General features: G+C 59.8%; 12 protein-coding genes, 1 tRNA gene and 1 riboswitch. Of the genes, 8 read left to right on the top strand and 5 right to left on the bottom strand.

Going from position 1 to position 14,835, the window contains the following annotated elements:
* Positions 1-279: 279 nt before the first annotated feature.
* Positions 280-392: riboswitch (SAM riboswitch) on the top strand.
* Between the two features lie 35 nt (positions 393-427).
* Entirely contained in the window at positions 428-952 is a 525-nt protein-coding gene (locus QMB98_RS08060) for a hypothetical protein (RefSeq protein ID WP_371685190.1), read from the top strand.
* An 849-nt stretch (positions 953-1,801) separates the two neighbouring features.
* Here the strand turns inward: QMB98_RS08060 and def are convergent.
* The 3 genes from def to QMB98_RS08045 all read right to left on the bottom strand — a co-directional run bounded on the left by def (position 1,802) and on the right by QMB98_RS08045 (position 3,259).
* Positions 1,802-2,353: a peptide deformylase gene (gene def / locus QMB98_RS08055; RefSeq protein WP_371685189.1), complete on the bottom strand. Its 552-nt coding sequence runs from the start codon at positions 2,351-2,353 to the stop codon at positions 1,802-1,804.
* 107 nt (positions 2,354-2,460) lie between these two features.
* Positions 2,461-3,066 (bottom strand): oligoribonuclease, encoded by a 606-nt coding sequence (orn, locus tag QMB98_RS08050; RefSeq protein ID WP_371685188.1) that lies wholly within the window; start codon positions 3,064-3,066, stop codon positions 2,461-2,463.
* A 117-nt stretch (positions 3,067-3,183) separates the two neighbouring features.
* Positions 3,184-3,259: transfer RNA gene (locus QMB98_RS08045), tRNA-Arg, on the bottom strand.
* Between the two features lie 85 nt (positions 3,260-3,344).
* Here QMB98_RS08045 and QMB98_RS08040 point away from each other — a divergent pair.
* The 4 genes from QMB98_RS08040 to ettA all read left to right on the top strand — a co-directional run bounded on the left by QMB98_RS08040 (position 3,345) and on the right by ettA (position 8,577).
* Positions 3,345-4,901, top strand: a complete 1,557-nt coding sequence (locus QMB98_RS08040; RefSeq protein WP_371685187.1) for a GTPase — start codon at positions 3,345-3,347, stop codon at positions 4,899-4,901.
* Positions 4,898-6,358, top strand: a complete 1,461-nt coding sequence (locus tag QMB98_RS08035) for a GTP-binding protein (RefSeq protein WP_371685186.1) — start codon at positions 4,898-4,900, stop codon at positions 6,356-6,358. Before QMB98_RS08040 ends, QMB98_RS08035 begins: the two co-directional genes overlap by 4 nt.
* A gap of 98 nt (positions 6,359-6,456) precedes the next feature.
* Positions 6,457-6,846, top strand: coding sequence for a single-stranded DNA-binding protein (locus QMB98_RS08030; protein WP_371685185.1), 390 nt, complete (start codon positions 6,457-6,459; stop codon positions 6,844-6,846).
* A gap of 48 nt (positions 6,847-6,894) precedes the next feature.
* Positions 6,895-8,577 carry an energy-dependent translational throttle protein EttA gene (gene ettA / locus QMB98_RS08025; protein ID WP_371685184.1) on the top strand — a complete coding sequence of 561 codons (1,683 nt, stop codon included), beginning with the start codon at positions 6,895-6,897 and terminating at the stop codon, positions 8,575-8,577.
* A 166-nt stretch (positions 8,578-8,743) separates the two neighbouring features.
* Here the strand turns inward: ettA and QMB98_RS08020 are convergent, their stop codons facing one another.
* Positions 8,744-9,649 carry an acyl-CoA thioesterase gene (locus QMB98_RS08020; RefSeq protein ID WP_371685183.1) on the bottom strand — a complete coding sequence of 302 codons (906 nt, stop codon included), beginning with the start codon at positions 9,647-9,649 and terminating at the stop codon, positions 8,744-8,746.
* Between the two features lie 191 nt (positions 9,650-9,840).
* On the opposite strand from QMB98_RS08020, the gene malQ reads away from it, so the two are divergent.
* The 3 genes from malQ to QMB98_RS08005 are packed head-to-tail and all read left to right on the top strand — an operon-like array spanning position 9,841 to position 12,644.
* Entirely contained in the window at positions 9,841-11,979 is a 2,139-nt protein-coding gene (malQ, locus tag QMB98_RS08015) for a 4-alpha-glucanotransferase (RefSeq protein WP_371685182.1), read from the top strand.
* Between the two features lie 15 nt (positions 11,980-11,994).
* Positions 11,995-12,219, top strand: coding sequence for a glucose PTS transporter subunit EIIB (locus tag QMB98_RS08010; RefSeq protein WP_371685181.1), 225 nt, complete (start codon positions 11,995-11,997; stop codon positions 12,217-12,219).
* Positions 12,216-12,644, top strand: coding sequence for a PTS glucose transporter subunit IIA (locus QMB98_RS08005; RefSeq protein WP_371685180.1), 429 nt, complete (start codon positions 12,216-12,218; stop codon positions 12,642-12,644). The genes QMB98_RS08010 and QMB98_RS08005 overlap by 4 nt, the downstream gene beginning before the upstream one ends.
* On the opposite strand, the gene pepN is transcribed toward QMB98_RS08005, so the two are convergent.
* Positions 12,637-14,835 (bottom strand): aminopeptidase N (gene pepN, locus QMB98_RS08000; RefSeq protein ID WP_371685179.1); only part of this gene is annotated, 2,199 nt, incomplete at its 5' end. The two genes, QMB98_RS08005 and pepN, sit on opposite strands and share 8 nt — an antisense overlap.

Genomic DNA, 14,835 nt, shown 5'->3' with positions numbered 1-14,835 from the left:
CAGCCTCGATGTCCTCACCCGAAGCCGCTTCCAAGCCATAGATGATAACGGGATCCAGGTGAGCGACGAACACCCACTCGAACTCAGCGCCTAACCCCCAACCGACAAAACGAAGGAAAACCCACTACACCACCTAAAGGGACTTGACCGGTGACCGGTGTTGTAGATCGGAAGAATCATGAGCAACTGCGATAAGCGTTCAACTGTGCTCAGAGTTAGTCAGTGCATGCATTTAATTGAAGAAATATGTGTCCTCAGGCAGTGGTAACTTAGATACAGGTTCAAGAGTTGTAGCGTTCAGTACCTGGCTGGCTACACGGCAACCCCCTCCATCGAGCGGGGTGCCCCAGGGGAAGAACCGGTATGAACAAAAGTTCATACAAGTCGATGGATCCGCGCATGGCGGGATCCGGTAAGGAATTTTCCCATGTCTAATAAACCTGTCGATGCCGGTAATGGTGCGGCTGATGAGTTTGACCCCACAGACGGATGGGGCGAGGTACCGGAAGCAGATCGGCCCCTATGGGCTCGCTACATGCTTGACTACTGCCCCCAGTTTCTTGGGCCAACGATCATGACTCTCATCGCGCGTGGTGTGGTCTTCGGGGGAACCAAGATTCCAGAGGATTGGAAAGAGACAGCCGCCGAGTTGCACAATGCAGGCTTTACTCCACTGCATTACTACCTGCTTGCAAGCCTGTTGTCCGATAAGCGCAGAAGAGAGGAACTTGATGAAGCAACACATGGGCATCTTTTCAAGAAATGGTACGGAAACTATCCTGACTTTCCTGATTTTCGCCTCGATGCTGAGGCTTGGAAGCCCTGGCTTGAGAGGATAGATCGAGCCGAGTCACCCGGTCGTGCGCTAGACCATATGCTGCACGGTCCCTTCCTGCCGCCATTGGGGGCCGTATTCTCTGTCAACGGTCCCACACAGGTCGCTTCTGACTGATCCTAGCGTAGTGTCCCGTCAGAAGGGGCGGGGCACTACGGCATTCCAGCCAAACTGGTGATCAGTTTATTGTCAGTGCAAGTACTACTAGCTCACGATCATGTCCAGGAATGCAACGATGCGACGCAATCGGAATTGGCGACAGATAGGTCACTCGGGGCTTCGGACAGTTAATTGGATGGTACATTCTCGATGGTCGACCTGGGGCCAAACCGCGCCTAATACGGCCGGACTCCCAGCGGACGAACCCGCTTCTACTGTCCCACCTGTGCCGCCACCCAGTCCCGACAAATCGATGCACGCTCCCATGACCTTGCCGTGTTTCTTAGCTTTATCACGAGCAAGCGACGTAACCAGGACTTACCGGGCCAAGGACGCAGGCTACGTCGCAGGCTTACCCAGTTCTGGCCCCTATGGTCACTTGCCCGTTACGTTGTTGACAGGTCCTGATCGTCGGGTGTTGATTGGGTCTGTTGGTCAGCCACTCTGGCTTAGTGTCTAGCTCCTGTCCGTCGAATGATCCGGGGCTACCAGTAGGACTGTTTGGGAGTGGGTGATCACCAATTAGGGGCTCGACACCACTGGTGGATTACTGTCGTAACGTGGATATGAGACCTACTGTCATGGCTTAGCCAGCCGGTGGCACTAATCAAAAGAGATGATCGCCATGACAGGGAACGAGCCGAGAGTCTATCTCGGCCATGAGGTTCGACAGTCAGATGCATGGAGCATGTGCCCTGACTAAGGATGTGCAGGTGTTGTGGAACAAGGCCATGCCGTACAATGAAGAGAAATTATCAGCATTTTCAGCAATCTGACCGTATAGGACCGGGCACTCGTTGTTGTGGATCAGTGAGCTTCTCCAGGAGTCCACTTAGTATTCTCGGATCCCCACTTGTAGTCCTTGTAGAAGCTGGCAGCTTTGCTTGAGAAGGGTTCTGCCAGTCGGTCTACGTAGAGGGTACCTTGGAGGTGGTCGTATTCGTGTTGCAGGATTCGGGCGAACCAGCCATCGGCTTCCAGCTCGTACGGTTTACCATCGAGCCCCTGGGCTCGCAGGAGCGCTCGCGGGCTACGCCTAAGCTGATACTTCACACCGGGGAAAGACAGGCATCCTTCGGCATCTTCCTCCGTTGTCCCACCAGGCTGAATGGGCTCAACAAAGAGTTGTGGGTTGATGGCGACGCCGCGTGCTGGTGCCACGGTTTGGTTGGAGTAGGCCCAGACAAAGATTTGTTTTCCGATTCCGATCTGCGGTGCTGCAAGTCCAACACCCGGTGCTGCGACCGTGGTCTCGTACATGTTTTCCACCAGCTTCGCCAAGTCATCGTTGAATTCGGTGACGGGCTCGGCGGGGGAGTGCAGTGTGGGGTGGCCGGTGATGTAGATCGGAAGAATCATGAGTAAAGACTATCCCGCCCCGAGCAAGGTGCTGGGGCGGGATCAGACGATATTGGATGGCACGATGGTGGCTCAAACGAATTGCTGAACCGGGAGTCCGCGCCGGTTTAGCTCTTGCTGTCAGAGTCCTCATCCTGGAAGGACTCCTGGGTGCGCGAGTTCAGGATCTCGGTAGCCTTCTCCTTGGCCTGGTCCGTCGTCGGGCCGTCGCCTTCGGGGAAGAGGATAGAACGGTAGTAGCGGAGTTCGTCGATCGAATCGTAGATGTCTCCAAGAGCCCGGTGGTTACCGAACTTCTCGGGAGCCGCGAAGTAGGCACGGGGGTACCAGCGGCGGGCGAGCTCCTTGATGGTGGAGACGTCGATAACTCGGTAGTGGAGGTAGTCGATCACAGCGGGCATGTCCCTCACCAGGAAAGCCTTGTCCGTGCCAACGGAGTTGCCGCCGAGCGGCGCCTTGCCCTTGGGGACGCGTTCTGACAGGTAGGAGAGGATGGTGCGCTCGGCTTCTTTGAGCTCCATGCCGTCTTTCCACTCCTTGATGAGGCCAGAGTCGGTGTGCATCTTCGTCACGAACTCACCCATGGAAGCGAGTGCCTCGGGGGTGGGCTTGATGACCAGGTCGATTCCCTCATCTAACGGGACAAGGTCGGAGTCGGTGATGACAACGGACACCTCGACGAGCCCATCGTTTTCCAGATCCAGGCCGGTCATTTCGCAGTCGATCCAGACAATAGGATTATTCAATTGCTTAAGTGCCACGTTCGAGCCTTTCACCACTTTTTTATTCGGCGGGGTTTCTGCCCTGGTTTGTGCCAGGTTCTTTCCCCATGGTGCCCCCAGCAGGATTCGAACCTGCAACCTACGGATTAGAAGGCCGTTGCTCTATCCATTGAGCTATGGAGGCGTAGGCGTGTGCCCGTTAAATCTTAGCGCACCATCTCGGTCCCACTGTGCAACACCTGAGGACAGTTTTCGGTAAGAATAGAGGGGTGAGTTCTCCGTATGCAGCATCTCGACTTGCGCGCCTCGTGACCGAAACGGTCGAGGCGCTGGACGAGGTTTCGTTTCCACTTTCAGTTCCCGGCATCAATGAGTTGAGAGCGTCCCAGAGCGCGCTCAAGACACAGCTGTCTACGCGACTTCTCCCGCATCTTCTTGAGGATGCTGTTCCCGCCATCGTTGTCTTCGGTGGTTCTTCGGGTGCTGGCAAGTCGACCATTCTCAACTCCCTGATCGGGGAGGACGTGTCGGAGGCCTCGGTCATCAGGCCGACAACAAGGACCCCTGTTCTCGTGTTTCATCCTGATGATGAGCAGGCGATGGAGGGGCACCTGCTCACGCAGATTTGTGACGTAATAGTCACCGAGAATGGTATTCCGGGAATCGCGCTCATTGATGCTCCGGACCTTGACTCTATCGATGCTGGAAACAGGGAAACATCCCAGACTCTTCTCAATGCTGCTGACCTCTGGATCTTTGTCACGACCGCCTCTCGCTACGGAGATCATGTGGCATGGTCGACCCTGACCGAGGCGTACGACCGCGGCATGACAACGGCCGTTGTTCTCAACCGTCTCCCCGCACGAGCAAAGGTAGCTGTGCGTGCCGACCTCATGAAGCGCATGGCGGAGAGCGGGATGGGGGAGTCACCCCTGTTCATCCTCGATGATGCTGGCCCCACCGAGGGCAGGCTGGAACCCTCGAGAGTCCAGGAGCTCAAGTCGTGGCTGGAGCTCATTCGCTCCACCCGTGCTTCCAAGTCCCTCGTGGCCCGCACCTCCCGTGCCCTCATGCCTGCCACGAGGCGGGAACTGCTCGAACTGGCCGACGCGGCGAACTCACAGTCTGAGGCCGCGGAGAGCCTCAAGGAGGGCGCCAAGCAGGCGGCGATCGAGCCGACCGAGACTCTTAGGACCGCGATCACCTCGGGCAGGATCTCCAGTGGTGCACCCACCACCCAGTGGCTTTCCCTCGCCTCCACGGGTGGGCCACTTGCCTCGCTGGTATCGGGCAGGGACATCCTGTTTCCGAGCCGTGCGATTGCAAAGCGTGACCGGGCGGCTACCTCCATCGCTGAGGCCATCGACGATGCTCTCAAGGTCACGCTCACGCAGACTCTGATTGAGGTGCGCGATCGCGCAACCTATGCATGGTCCATGTCCTACGTCGATACGTCAGAGCTCAAGGTCGAGGTCGACATCGAGGCACTTGTCGATGAGGCCGTGAAACAGTGGCAGGCCGATTCGGTGGCGGCCGCCGGGAGAGTGTCCGGCGGCATTGCCAAGAAGGTCTCGACCGATGGACTCGCTGGTTTGTTGCGAGCGGGAGCCACTGGTCTAGCTGGGGTGCAGACCGCACTCAAGAGCGGGGGAGCCGAAGGCGGGCTTTCGCGCACCGAACGTGCGCTGAAGGATCGATGCGAGAATGCCATTGCCGGAGTCGTGGAACGCTACGTGGCAGTGATTGATGATTTGGAGATGCCGGATAGCTCGATGCTGCGACTGCGTGCACGTGAGCTTGTTGATGCCGTATGGGAGAAAGAATGAATGAACTGATTGTTGAAGAGGTCGAGAAGAAGTTTTCTGCCATCGAGGCCGGCATCAAGTCCGGCAAGGGACACATCGAGCCCTTCCAGCTGGCACGAGCAGAACAGGATCTTGCTTCCGTGCGCCAGCGCATGGACCTCGGCATGGGACTGACCGTGGTCGCTCTCGTTGGCGGCACCGGGTCCGGCAAGTCCACGACCTTCAACGCGATCACTGGTCTCGAGTTTGCTGACTCCGGTGAGCTCCGGCCCACCACGGAGCGTGCCACGGCATGCACATGGGGCTCTGCCGGCCCCATGCTGGATTTCCTCGGTGTGGATCCTGCTCGACGGATCAGGAAGGCTTCGATCCTCACGGATGAGGAACCCGAGTTTGAGGGACTTGTTCTGCTCGACCTTCCCGACCACGACTCGGTTGCTGTGGCGCACTCGGTTCAGGTCACGGAGATCATGCCCCTCGTTGATCTTCTTATTTGGGTTCTCGATCCACAGAAGTACGCCGACCAGGCGTTGCATGCTGGATATCTGCAGGGTCTTAAGGACCGCCAGGATGCCATGCTCGTGGTGCTCAATCAGATCGACACCGTTCCCTTCGAGCAGCGCCAGCGCATCGTTGACGACGTTCACGAGGTGCTGAAGAAGGATGGTCTCGAGGGAGTTCCGGTCGTGACAGCATCGGCTCTCAACCACGAGGGCATCGATGAGATTAAGGCGCACATTGCAGCCACGGTCTCCAGGCCCTCCATCAACGCAACCACTGCAAGCGCGGAACTCGGCTCGATAGCTACCAGGCTCCAGCGCACCGTGGGCGAAACCGAAGGTGAGGTCACCGACGAGTCCCTGCGTCCCGTCGTGAGTCAGCTCTCCAAGGCTTCGGGCATTGGGGCAGTTGCCGACTCGATGAGGGCATCGGGTGAGTCGTGGGGTCAGCACGCTCTGGCGAAGCCCGAGCAACCCGCCACCTCGACGGTGGATGCCATCCGCGATGGTTGGCTCGATACCGTGAAGAAGAATCTTCCTCCGAGCTGGGCCAAGAAACTGACCGATGATGTGGCGGGTCCTGAGAGGCTCCGCAGGCGCGTGAATGACGCTGTCAGTTCCGTGCCCGTGACCAAGCCTTCCTCGTCGAATGCTCGTCTCATTGCTGGGCTCGGAATCCTGCTCCTTCTCGTCGCGGTTGGTGTCGGCGTGGCCGCGATCCTGAACGCTGGCTTCCCTTTCGCTGAAGTCATGTGGAACTGGATCACCGTAGGTGTGCTTGCGCTCGTCGGCCTCTGGGCATTCTTCATGGCCGGTTCCCTCAGAAAGACAGCAGCCAAGCGAGCCGCCGACCAGTACGAGACCAAGGTGGATGGCGAGATCCTCTCGGTCCTGCGGGAGAACCTGGGCGAACCCGCTCAGGCCGTTCTCAGCCAGCACCGCACAACACGTGAATCCTTCGCATCGGCCGCAAGCTAAGTACACAAAGGAACCACAGAGAAGCCCCTCATCAGAGGGGCTTCCTCCTTGTTTGGGCCAGTCTTTTCAGAGTTCTCATGGTGGGGAAGGAGGCACTCATGAATAACGAAATACAGGTGTCAATCAGGGGATACGTCGGCACGGATGGCGCACTCTACGAGAGCGAAGGCAAGACTCCCTACTGCAACTTCCGGGTTGGATCGAGCTCGAAGCGAGGAGCGGGTGAGAGCCGGGAGCCCGTCACCGAGTGGTTCACGGTCAAGGCATATGGGGAGTTGGCACAGAACTGCGCCCTCTCGATCCAGAAGGGAACCCCCGTCCTTGTTCGGGGCAGGCTCGAGACCGAAACCTATCTGACCAAGGAAGAACCCAGCCAATCTCGCACCGTCATGGTTGTGCGTGCGGACTCGATTGGGATCGAGATAGGGAAAGGTAGCGCACAGTACTTTCGATCTCCGCTACCGGCGGAGGAATCTGCCACCGTGTGAACCCTGCGGTAACCTTGTCTCAGTTACGTTTCAACACAAGGGAGAACTGTGGCTGAGTACATCTACTCAATGGTCCGTGCCCGCAAGAAGATTGGCGACAAGCTCATCCTCGACGATGTCACCATGGCGTTCCTGCCGGGTGCCAAGATCGGTATGGTCGGTCCCAACGGTGCGGGTAAATCAACGATCCTCAAGATCATGGCTGGCTTGGATACACCATCCAATGGTGAAGCACGCCTGGCCCCCGGATACACGGTCGGTATCCTCCTTCAGGAACCACCCCTGAACGAGGAAAAGACCGTTCTCGGCAACGTCCAAGAAGGCGTTGCCGACATCCTGGGCAAGGTCAACCGCTTCAACGAAATCGGCGAAGAAATGGGTAACCCCGACGCCGACTTCGATGCCCTCATGGACGAGATGGGCAAGCTCCAGACCGAGATCGATGCCGCCAACGCATGGGATCTCGACTCCCAGCTCCAGCAGGCGATGGACGCTCTCCGTTGCCCGCCGGGAGACTCTCCCGTCACCCACCTGTCCGGTGGTGAGCGCCGCCGCGTCGCACTGTGCCGCCTGCTTCTCGAGCAACCCGACCTGCTGCTCCTCGACGAGCCCACCAACCACCTGGATGCTGAGTCGGTTCTCTGGCTCGAGCAGCACCTGTCGAAGTACCCCGGCGCCGTCATCGCCGTCACGCACGATAGGTACTTCCTTGATCACGTGGCCGAGTGGATTGCTGAGGTCGACCGCGGTCGCCTCTACCCGTATCAGGGCAACTACTCGACCTACCTCGAGAAGAAGCAGGAACGCCTCGAGATCCAGGGCAAGAAGGACGCCAAGCTTGCGAAGCGCCTGAAGGATGAACTCGAGTGGGTTCGTTCATCGGCCAAGGGCCGTCAGGCCAAGTCAAAGGCACGTCTCGATCGCTACGAGGAGATGGCCGCGGAGGCAGAGCAGACCCGCAAGCTCGACTTCGAAGAGATCCAGATTCCCCCGGGCCCGCGCCTTGGTAACGTCGTCATCGAAGCATCGAACCTCAAGAAGGGCTTCGATGACAGGGTTCTCATCGAGGATCTCTCGTTCTCGCTTCCCAGGAACGGCATCGTCGGCGTCATCGGTCCAAACGGTGTCGGTAAGACGACCCTGTTCAAGACCATCGTTGGCCTCGAGCCCCTCGATGGTGGCGAGCTCAAGGTCGGCGAGACCGTTCAGATCTCGTACGTTGACCAGACCCGTGCCGGCATCGACCCGGAGAAGACCCTGTGGGAGGTCGTCTCCGACGGCCTCGATTACATCCAGGTCGGGAAGGTCGAGATGCCCTCGCGTGCCTACGTGTCCGCCTTTGGTTTCAAGGGCGCCGATCAGCAGAAGAAGGCTGGAGTTCTCTCGGGTGGTGAGCGTAACCGTTTGAACCTGGCTCTCACGCTTAAGCAGGGCGGCAACCTCCTGCTCCTCGATGAGCCGACCAACGACCTCGATGTGGAAACCCTCGGTTCGCTCGAAAATGCTCTTCTCGAGTTCCCGGGTTGCGCCGTGGTCGTCACCCACGACCGCTGGTTCCTCGACCGCGTCGCCACCCACATCCTTGCCTACGAAGGCACGGAGGAGAACCCCGCCAACTGGTACTGGTTCGAAGGTAACTTCGAGTCGTACGAGAAGAACAAGGTGGAGCGTCTCGGTGCGGAAGCTGCGCGCCCCAGCTCGGTAACCTACCGCAAGCTGACCCGCGACTAATCGCAGTTCCTTGATCGGGCAGGTGGATGATTCCACCTGCCCGATTTCTTGTTCTGAGAACACGTTGGATTGAGAGTTCAGCGCCAGTGCTTCAAAAGCAAAGGTGTGGTCCCGCCTCTTTGAGACGGGACCACGGAAGTTCGAGACCGCAGACGTTGCAGGAGCCTTAGCTCTCCTTGAGCTCCGGGGAGCGGACCATACCTTCCTGGGCCATGGTGGCCACGAGTGTGCCGTTCTGGTAGAACTTCGCGAGCGAGAGGCCACGTCCGCCCTGGGCTGAGGGGCTGTGGAGTTCGGCAAGGATCCAATCGGAGGGATCGACGTCGCGGTGCCACCAGGTGGAGTGATCGAGGGTAGCGACCGAGATCTTGGGAGTGGACCACGATAGCTGGTGACGCTGGAGGATGGGCTCGAGCATGAACTGGTCCGTGCCGTAGGCGAGGACTGCGCGCTTGAGGGTCTGTGATGCTCCCTCGGGGAGTGCCGTGCGCACCTTGAACCAGATGTATACGGTTTCGTGGACCTCCTTCGCGGTGCGAAGGTAGATCTGACCGTTGACGTGCCTCATGTCCAATGAGTTCGTGGACGACATGAAACGGGCCGCAGGGTGATCGACGGAGGAGAACAGGTCGACGGAGGACTGGAAGTTCTCCGGTCCCGGAACATCAGGTGCAACATCCTGGTGGTCGACACCGGGCTGGTTGATCTGGAACGAGTCACGGGCCGTGAAGATGATTTTCTCGTCCTGGAGGGCATGGACCATGCGAGTGGAGAAGGAACGACCGTCGCTGATGATCTCGACCTGGAAGTCGATTTCCTTCTTCACGTCACCGGGACGCAGGAAGGCCGCCGTCTGGGAGTGAATGAGGCGATCATCCGAGTTCTCAAACGTGTCGGCCGCAGCCATGACGGCCTGAGCAAGGACCTGACCACCGTAGACGCGTCCCGAGAGTTGCGGCAGGTTCGTGTGACCCCGATAGTGGTTGTCACCGATCCGCTCGAGCCTCAGGGTGTGCAAGAGCGAAGCCAGAGGCTCGGTCGAACTCTTCGGAATGTCGATGGTGTTGTCCATGGTGCTCCTTTCCTCAGTACACACTAACCGAGAAGACTGGATCGAAGCAGAATGGACCAGCACCGGATCAAAATGGCACTGGAATAGCGACAGCAAAAGATGATCCATCTGACGGCTGAATGTGCTGGACAGGACGCATTTTCTGGCAGAATGGGGAAGAATGCACAATGCCGTTGCGAAAGGTTATCCATATGAGTGTCGCGCCCTCTCGATCAACTCTCACGGAACTTGCATCCGCCTATCGTGTTTCCACCCAGTTCTGGGGATATGACGGCAAGCAGAGAGACATCGCCGATGACGTGTTGATCAAGGTGCTGGGAGCCATGGGTGTCGATGCTTCCACCGAACAGTCCGCAAGCGCCGCCTTTGTTGAGAGCCAACTCCACGAGTGGCGCCGCGTACTCCCGCCCTCCGTCGTGCACCGCCAGAACTCCGAGAAGCAGGTGCACGTGCACGTGCCCGCAGGAACCCGCGTTGAAGTCGACGTCATCCTCGAAGAGAGCGGCGAGGTATGGCCGCTGTCCCAGGTCGAGGACTGGACGGGCGACCGCAAGGTTGATGGCGTTCAGGTCGGTCAGGCATCGTTCGTCCTCTCCGGCGACATTCCGCTGGGCTGGCATACCCTCAAGGCGACGATGGAGGATGGCTCAACTGCCCAGTGCCCATTCGCCATGACTCCCGACAAGCTCGATGAGCACAAGTCGGAAACAAACCGCTCCTGGGGCGTTGCCGCACAGCTGTACTCAGTTCGATCGTCAAAGTCATGGGGGATCGGTGACTTCTCCGATCTCGCCGACCTCACGGCAGTGTTCGGTCTCGAGGGTGCCGACTTCTTCCAGATCAACCCAGTCCACGCAGCAGAACCCGTGGGCCACATGTCGCCCTCCCCGTACCTTCCCGTTTCCCGGCGCTTCGTTAACCCGATCTACATTCGGCCCGAAGCCATCCAGGAAACCGCGTACCTGACCGGCCCGCAGCGCTCCCTCATCGACTGGGGTGGCGAAGAGATGCGAGCATCCTCTCTTCGCAACGAGTACATCGATCGCGATGCCGTGTGGGAGACGAAGCGACAAGCACTCGAAACCATCTTTGGTGTGCCCCGCACCTTCGCTCGTGAGGCCGCCTACAACAAGTACAAGTCCGAAGAGGGACAGGGACTTGAAGACTTCGCCCTCTGGTGCGCTCTGTGCGAGAAGTACCCGAAGGGATTCCCCGAGAACCTCAGGACCTCCGATTCCGTCTACGTCGCTCGTGAACGCAGGGAACTGACCGACCGCATCGAGTTCTGGTCCTGGCTCCAGTGGGTTGCCGACGAGCAGCTCCAGCGCGCGCAGGAATCGGCGCTCGCGGCCGGCATGAACATCGGCATCTGCGCCGACCTCGCCGTTGGCGTGCACCCCCTCGGTGCTGACGTGTGGTCGAACCCTTCGGCCTTTGCTCAGAACGTGACCGTGGGTGCTCCAGCCGACATGTACAACCAGCAGGGCCAGGACTGGTCCCAGCCGCCGTGGCGCCCCGACTACCTCGCGGAGTCCGGATACACGCCGCTTCGGGACATGATCCGCACCGTCCTTCGTCACGCCGGCATGCTCCGCATCGACCACATCGCTGGCTTCTTCCGCCTGTGGTGGATCCCCAACGGCCACCTGGCCTCCGAGGGCACCTACGTGAACTACGACCACGAGGCCATGATCGGCATCATGCTGCTCGAGGCACACCGAGCCGGTGCAGTCCTTGTGGGTGAGGACCTGGGAACGGTCGAACCGTGGGTCCGTGACTTCCTTGCCGCCCGCGGCATCTACGGCACCTCCGTGTTCTGGTTCGAGAAGGAAGGGGATGGCACCCCGCTACGCCCCGAGAACTACCGTCGCGAGGTACTCGCCTCCGTTAACACGCACGACCTTCCGCCCGCCGCCGGCTACATCGCTGGCGAGCACGTTGATCTGAGGGAGCGGCTGGGGCTTCTTGAGCAGGACGTGGCCGAGGTCCGTGTCGAGGCACGGGAGGAACTCGAGCACACGCTTGATCGACTGCGCGAGTACGGTCTCGTGGGTGAGAACCCAACGGAACGCGAGATCGTTGAGAGCCTCTACGCCTACATCGCCCAGACTCCGTCGACTTTCCTTGCCGTGTCCCTCGTGGATGCTGTGGGGGAGAGGCGCACGCAGAACCAGCCCGGTACCGACCAGGAATACCCGAACTGGCGGGTTCCTCTTGCCGATGGCACGGAGGAAGTCGTTCTTGTTGGGGATATTCCCTCCCACTCTCGAGTTCGCTCCCTACTTGAGACTTTTAGACGAGCACTGGGAGACGATAACCGGCTACGCTAGGGACAAGGAGGAAACATGGACAAAGCTGAGTCTCTCGTCGCCGCCCTGGGCGGCAAGGACAACATCTCCTCAATCGAGGCCTGCATTACCCGGATTCGCGTCGAAGTGAAATCCATCGATGAGGTTTCGGAACAGGATCTGAAAGACGGCGGCGCCTTCGGTGTCGTCGTTCAGGCCAACAACGTGGTCCAGGTTGTGCTGGGCCCCGAGGCCGAAGACATCGCGGAGCGCATGGTTTGAACCTGCTATCCCCAGTAACGGGGACCGTACTCTCGCTTGAGTCGGTCCCCGATCCTGTGTTCTCCAGCTACATGCTGGGCCCCGGCCTCGCCATTTTTCCCGAAGTTCACACGGGGACTCTGACGCTCCTCTCACCAACCGATGGTGAGGTGACGAGCGTCCGCCGTCATGCCGTGATCGTCAACGAGTGCCTCGTTCACGCGGGCATCGATACCTACAACAGCGAGGCCCTCACCGCCCTCGTGAGCGAGGGTGACGTCATCACGACCGGCGCGCCTGTCATCGAGGTTGATCTCGAGAAACTCGGTGAGCTGTCGCCCATGACCATCGTGACCTTCCCCCAGAAAGGACCGAATGCCTGGAACCAGAAGGTGGAACCAGGCATTCGCGTCAACGTCGGGGACGTTCTCGGATCACTCAGCTAGCGCGCTCAGCGTCCTTCGCTTGAGCTGCGAGTGCGCGCCTCGTGTAATCGGCATGCTCGATAATGATGCGCCTCAGTGAGGGAGCCGCCTCGGGGTTGGCTTCCAACCACGAGTTCAAGCTTCCCTCCACATCGATGTTGCGACCGATGATCGAGGGGGCGAACATGCGGGTGGCGAGTTGCTGCGCCATCTCGTACGTCTGAGACTCCCACACACCCGTCAAGGCGCTCAGGTAGCGGGAGAAGAAGGGCTCAAGGACGGCGGGATCTCCGGCCTGGAAGCCCAGCAGAGCGCTACGCTGTTGCATGTTCGGCAACCCGCCCTCAATGAGTGCGCTGAACGCTGACTCCTTGTCAGCCTGTGTAGGGAGGGATGCCCTCGCCCGCCATGCAGACTCGCGACCGGTGGCCGTGTTGTCGCGCTCAAGCTCAGCCTCGATCTCGGTGGTGGAGATGCGGCCGGCGGATGCGAGGCCCTGGAGCACGGTCCAGCGACCGTCGGTATCTAGTTCGAAGCCGGCCGGGAGATTCTCGTCGGACAGCCAGGACTGGAGCCTATCGAGCTGCTCGTCCGTGCGTGCGCGGCGGGCCGCCTCGAGGGCTGCCTGGAACTGGATCTCGGAACCGGGTTCGGCGCGATCAGCGATGCCGAGGAGCGAACCTGCGACGGAGGCAACGAGTTCCTCGCGGTGATCGGGTGCGGAGTAGATCGTTGCCGCCATCGCCAGATTCGACAGGAGCACGCGAAGAACGGTCGGATGGTTTTCGGTCTCGACTGCACGCAGAGCCAGCTCCGTGTAGTCCGTGGCCGGGAGTTCAGCATCGCGGCACATGTCCCACGCAGCGTCGAGCACGAGGGTGCGGGAGAGTTGATCCTCGAAGGCATCGATGTGGGAGATTGCGGTGGCCAGCGACTTCTCGTCGAGGCGGATTTTCGTGTAGGCAAGATCCCCATCGTTCAGCAGCACGAGATCAGCGGCCTTCTCGCCAACGAGTTCCGCAACGGTCGTGGCCTCACCGGTGACGTCGAGCTCGACCCGCTTGCGAAGCACAAGCCTGCCATCAACAAGGTCGTAGAGGCCCACTCCTATGCGGTGCGGACGCACGTGCGCGGCGTTGCCCAGTTCCTGGTTGACGACGAAACCGGTGATGGTGTCGTTCTCGATCGCGAGTGCGGGACGTGCGAGGGTCACGCCGGACTCCTCGAGCCACAGCTTCGACCACTCGCCCAGGTCGCGGCCGGAGGCGGCCTCAAGCTCGCCGAGCAGGTCGCTGAGCTCCGTGTTGCCCCACGAGTGCTTCGTGAAGTAGTTGGCCAGGCCGGTCATGAATTCCTTGCGGCCTACGTAGGCAACGAGTTGCTTGAGAACGGATGCGCCCTTGCCGTAGGTGATGCCATCAAAGTTGGCCCACACCTCCTCAAGATCGGTCACGTCCGTGACGATCGGGTGGGTGGAGGCAAGCTGGTCGGCGTTCATGGCCCAGGACTTCTCCGAGGCCAGGAAGGTCTGCCACGCCTGATCCCAGCGGGTCGCCTCATCGGCTGCGAGGTGGGACATGAACTCGGCGAAGGACTCGTTCAGCCACAGGTCGTTCCACCACTTCATGGTGACGAGGTCACCAAACCACATGTGAGCGAGCTCGTGGAGGATGGTGATGGCGCGACGCTCGATCATGGCGCCCGTAGCGCGGGAACGGAACACGTAGGATTCCGTGATCGTCACGGCTCCCGCGTTCTCCATGGCGCCAGCATTGAACTCGGGAACAAAGATCTGGTCATACTTGCGGAACGGGTACACGTGACCGTACTCGTTCTCGTAGAAACCGAAACCGGCCTTCGTGATGTCGAGAACCTCGTCAGCATCCAGGTACTCGGCAAGCGAGGCTCGGCAGTAGACACCGAGAGGAATGGTCCTGCCGTCTGCGCTCGTCAGCTCAGATTCGGAACCCTTGTACGGACCGGCGATGATCGCGGTCAGGTAGGAGGAGATCTTCTCGGTTGGGGTGAACTCCCACAAAGACGCACCATCATCAAGGGAGGTGGGCTGCGGGGTGGGGGAGTTGGAGAACACCTTCCAGTGCTCGGGAGCCGTGACCTCGAAAACGAACTCGGCTTTGATGTCGGGCTGCTCGAAGACGGCGAACACGCGCCTGGCGTCAGCGACCTCGAACTGGGTGTACAGGTAGGTTTC

The sequence above is a fragment of the Flaviflexus sp. genome (genome assembly GCF_041440645.1).
Taxonomy (GTDB): Bacteria; Actinomycetota; Actinomycetes; order Actinomycetales; family Actinomycetaceae; genus Flaviflexus.
This window is presented reverse-complemented; position numbering and strand designations above follow the sequence as displayed.

Excerpts from the sequence above, each read along its gene's own strand:
- QMB98_RS08035 (WP_371685186.1), top strand. The coding sequence starts at position 4,898 with ATGAATGAACTGATTGTTGAAGAGGTCGAGAAGAAGTTTTCTGCCATC.
- QMB98_RS08010 (WP_371685181.1), top strand. The coding sequence starts at position 11,995 with ATGGACAAAGCTGAGTCTCTCGTCGCCGCCCTGGGCGGCAAGGACAAC.
- def (WP_371685189.1), bottom strand. The coding sequence starts at position 2,353 with ATGATTCTTCCGATCTACATCACCGGCCACCCCACACTGCACTCCCCC.
- orn (WP_371685188.1), bottom strand. The coding sequence starts at position 3,066 with ATGACCGGCCTGGATCTGGAAAACGATGGGCTCGTCGAGGTGTCCGTT.
- malQ (WP_371685182.1), top strand. The coding sequence starts at position 9,841 with ATGAGTGTCGCGCCCTCTCGATCAACTCTCACGGAACTTGCATCCGCC.
- QMB98_RS08030 (WP_371685185.1), top strand. The coding sequence starts at position 6,457 with ATGAATAACGAAATACAGGTGTCAATCAGGGGATACGTCGGCACGGAT.
- QMB98_RS08060 (WP_371685190.1), top strand. The coding sequence starts at position 428 with ATGTCTAATAAACCTGTCGATGCCGGTAATGGTGCGGCTGATGAGTTT.
- QMB98_RS08020 (WP_371685183.1), bottom strand. The coding sequence starts at position 9,649 with ATGGACAACACCATCGACATTCCGAAGAGTTCGACCGAGCCTCTGGCT.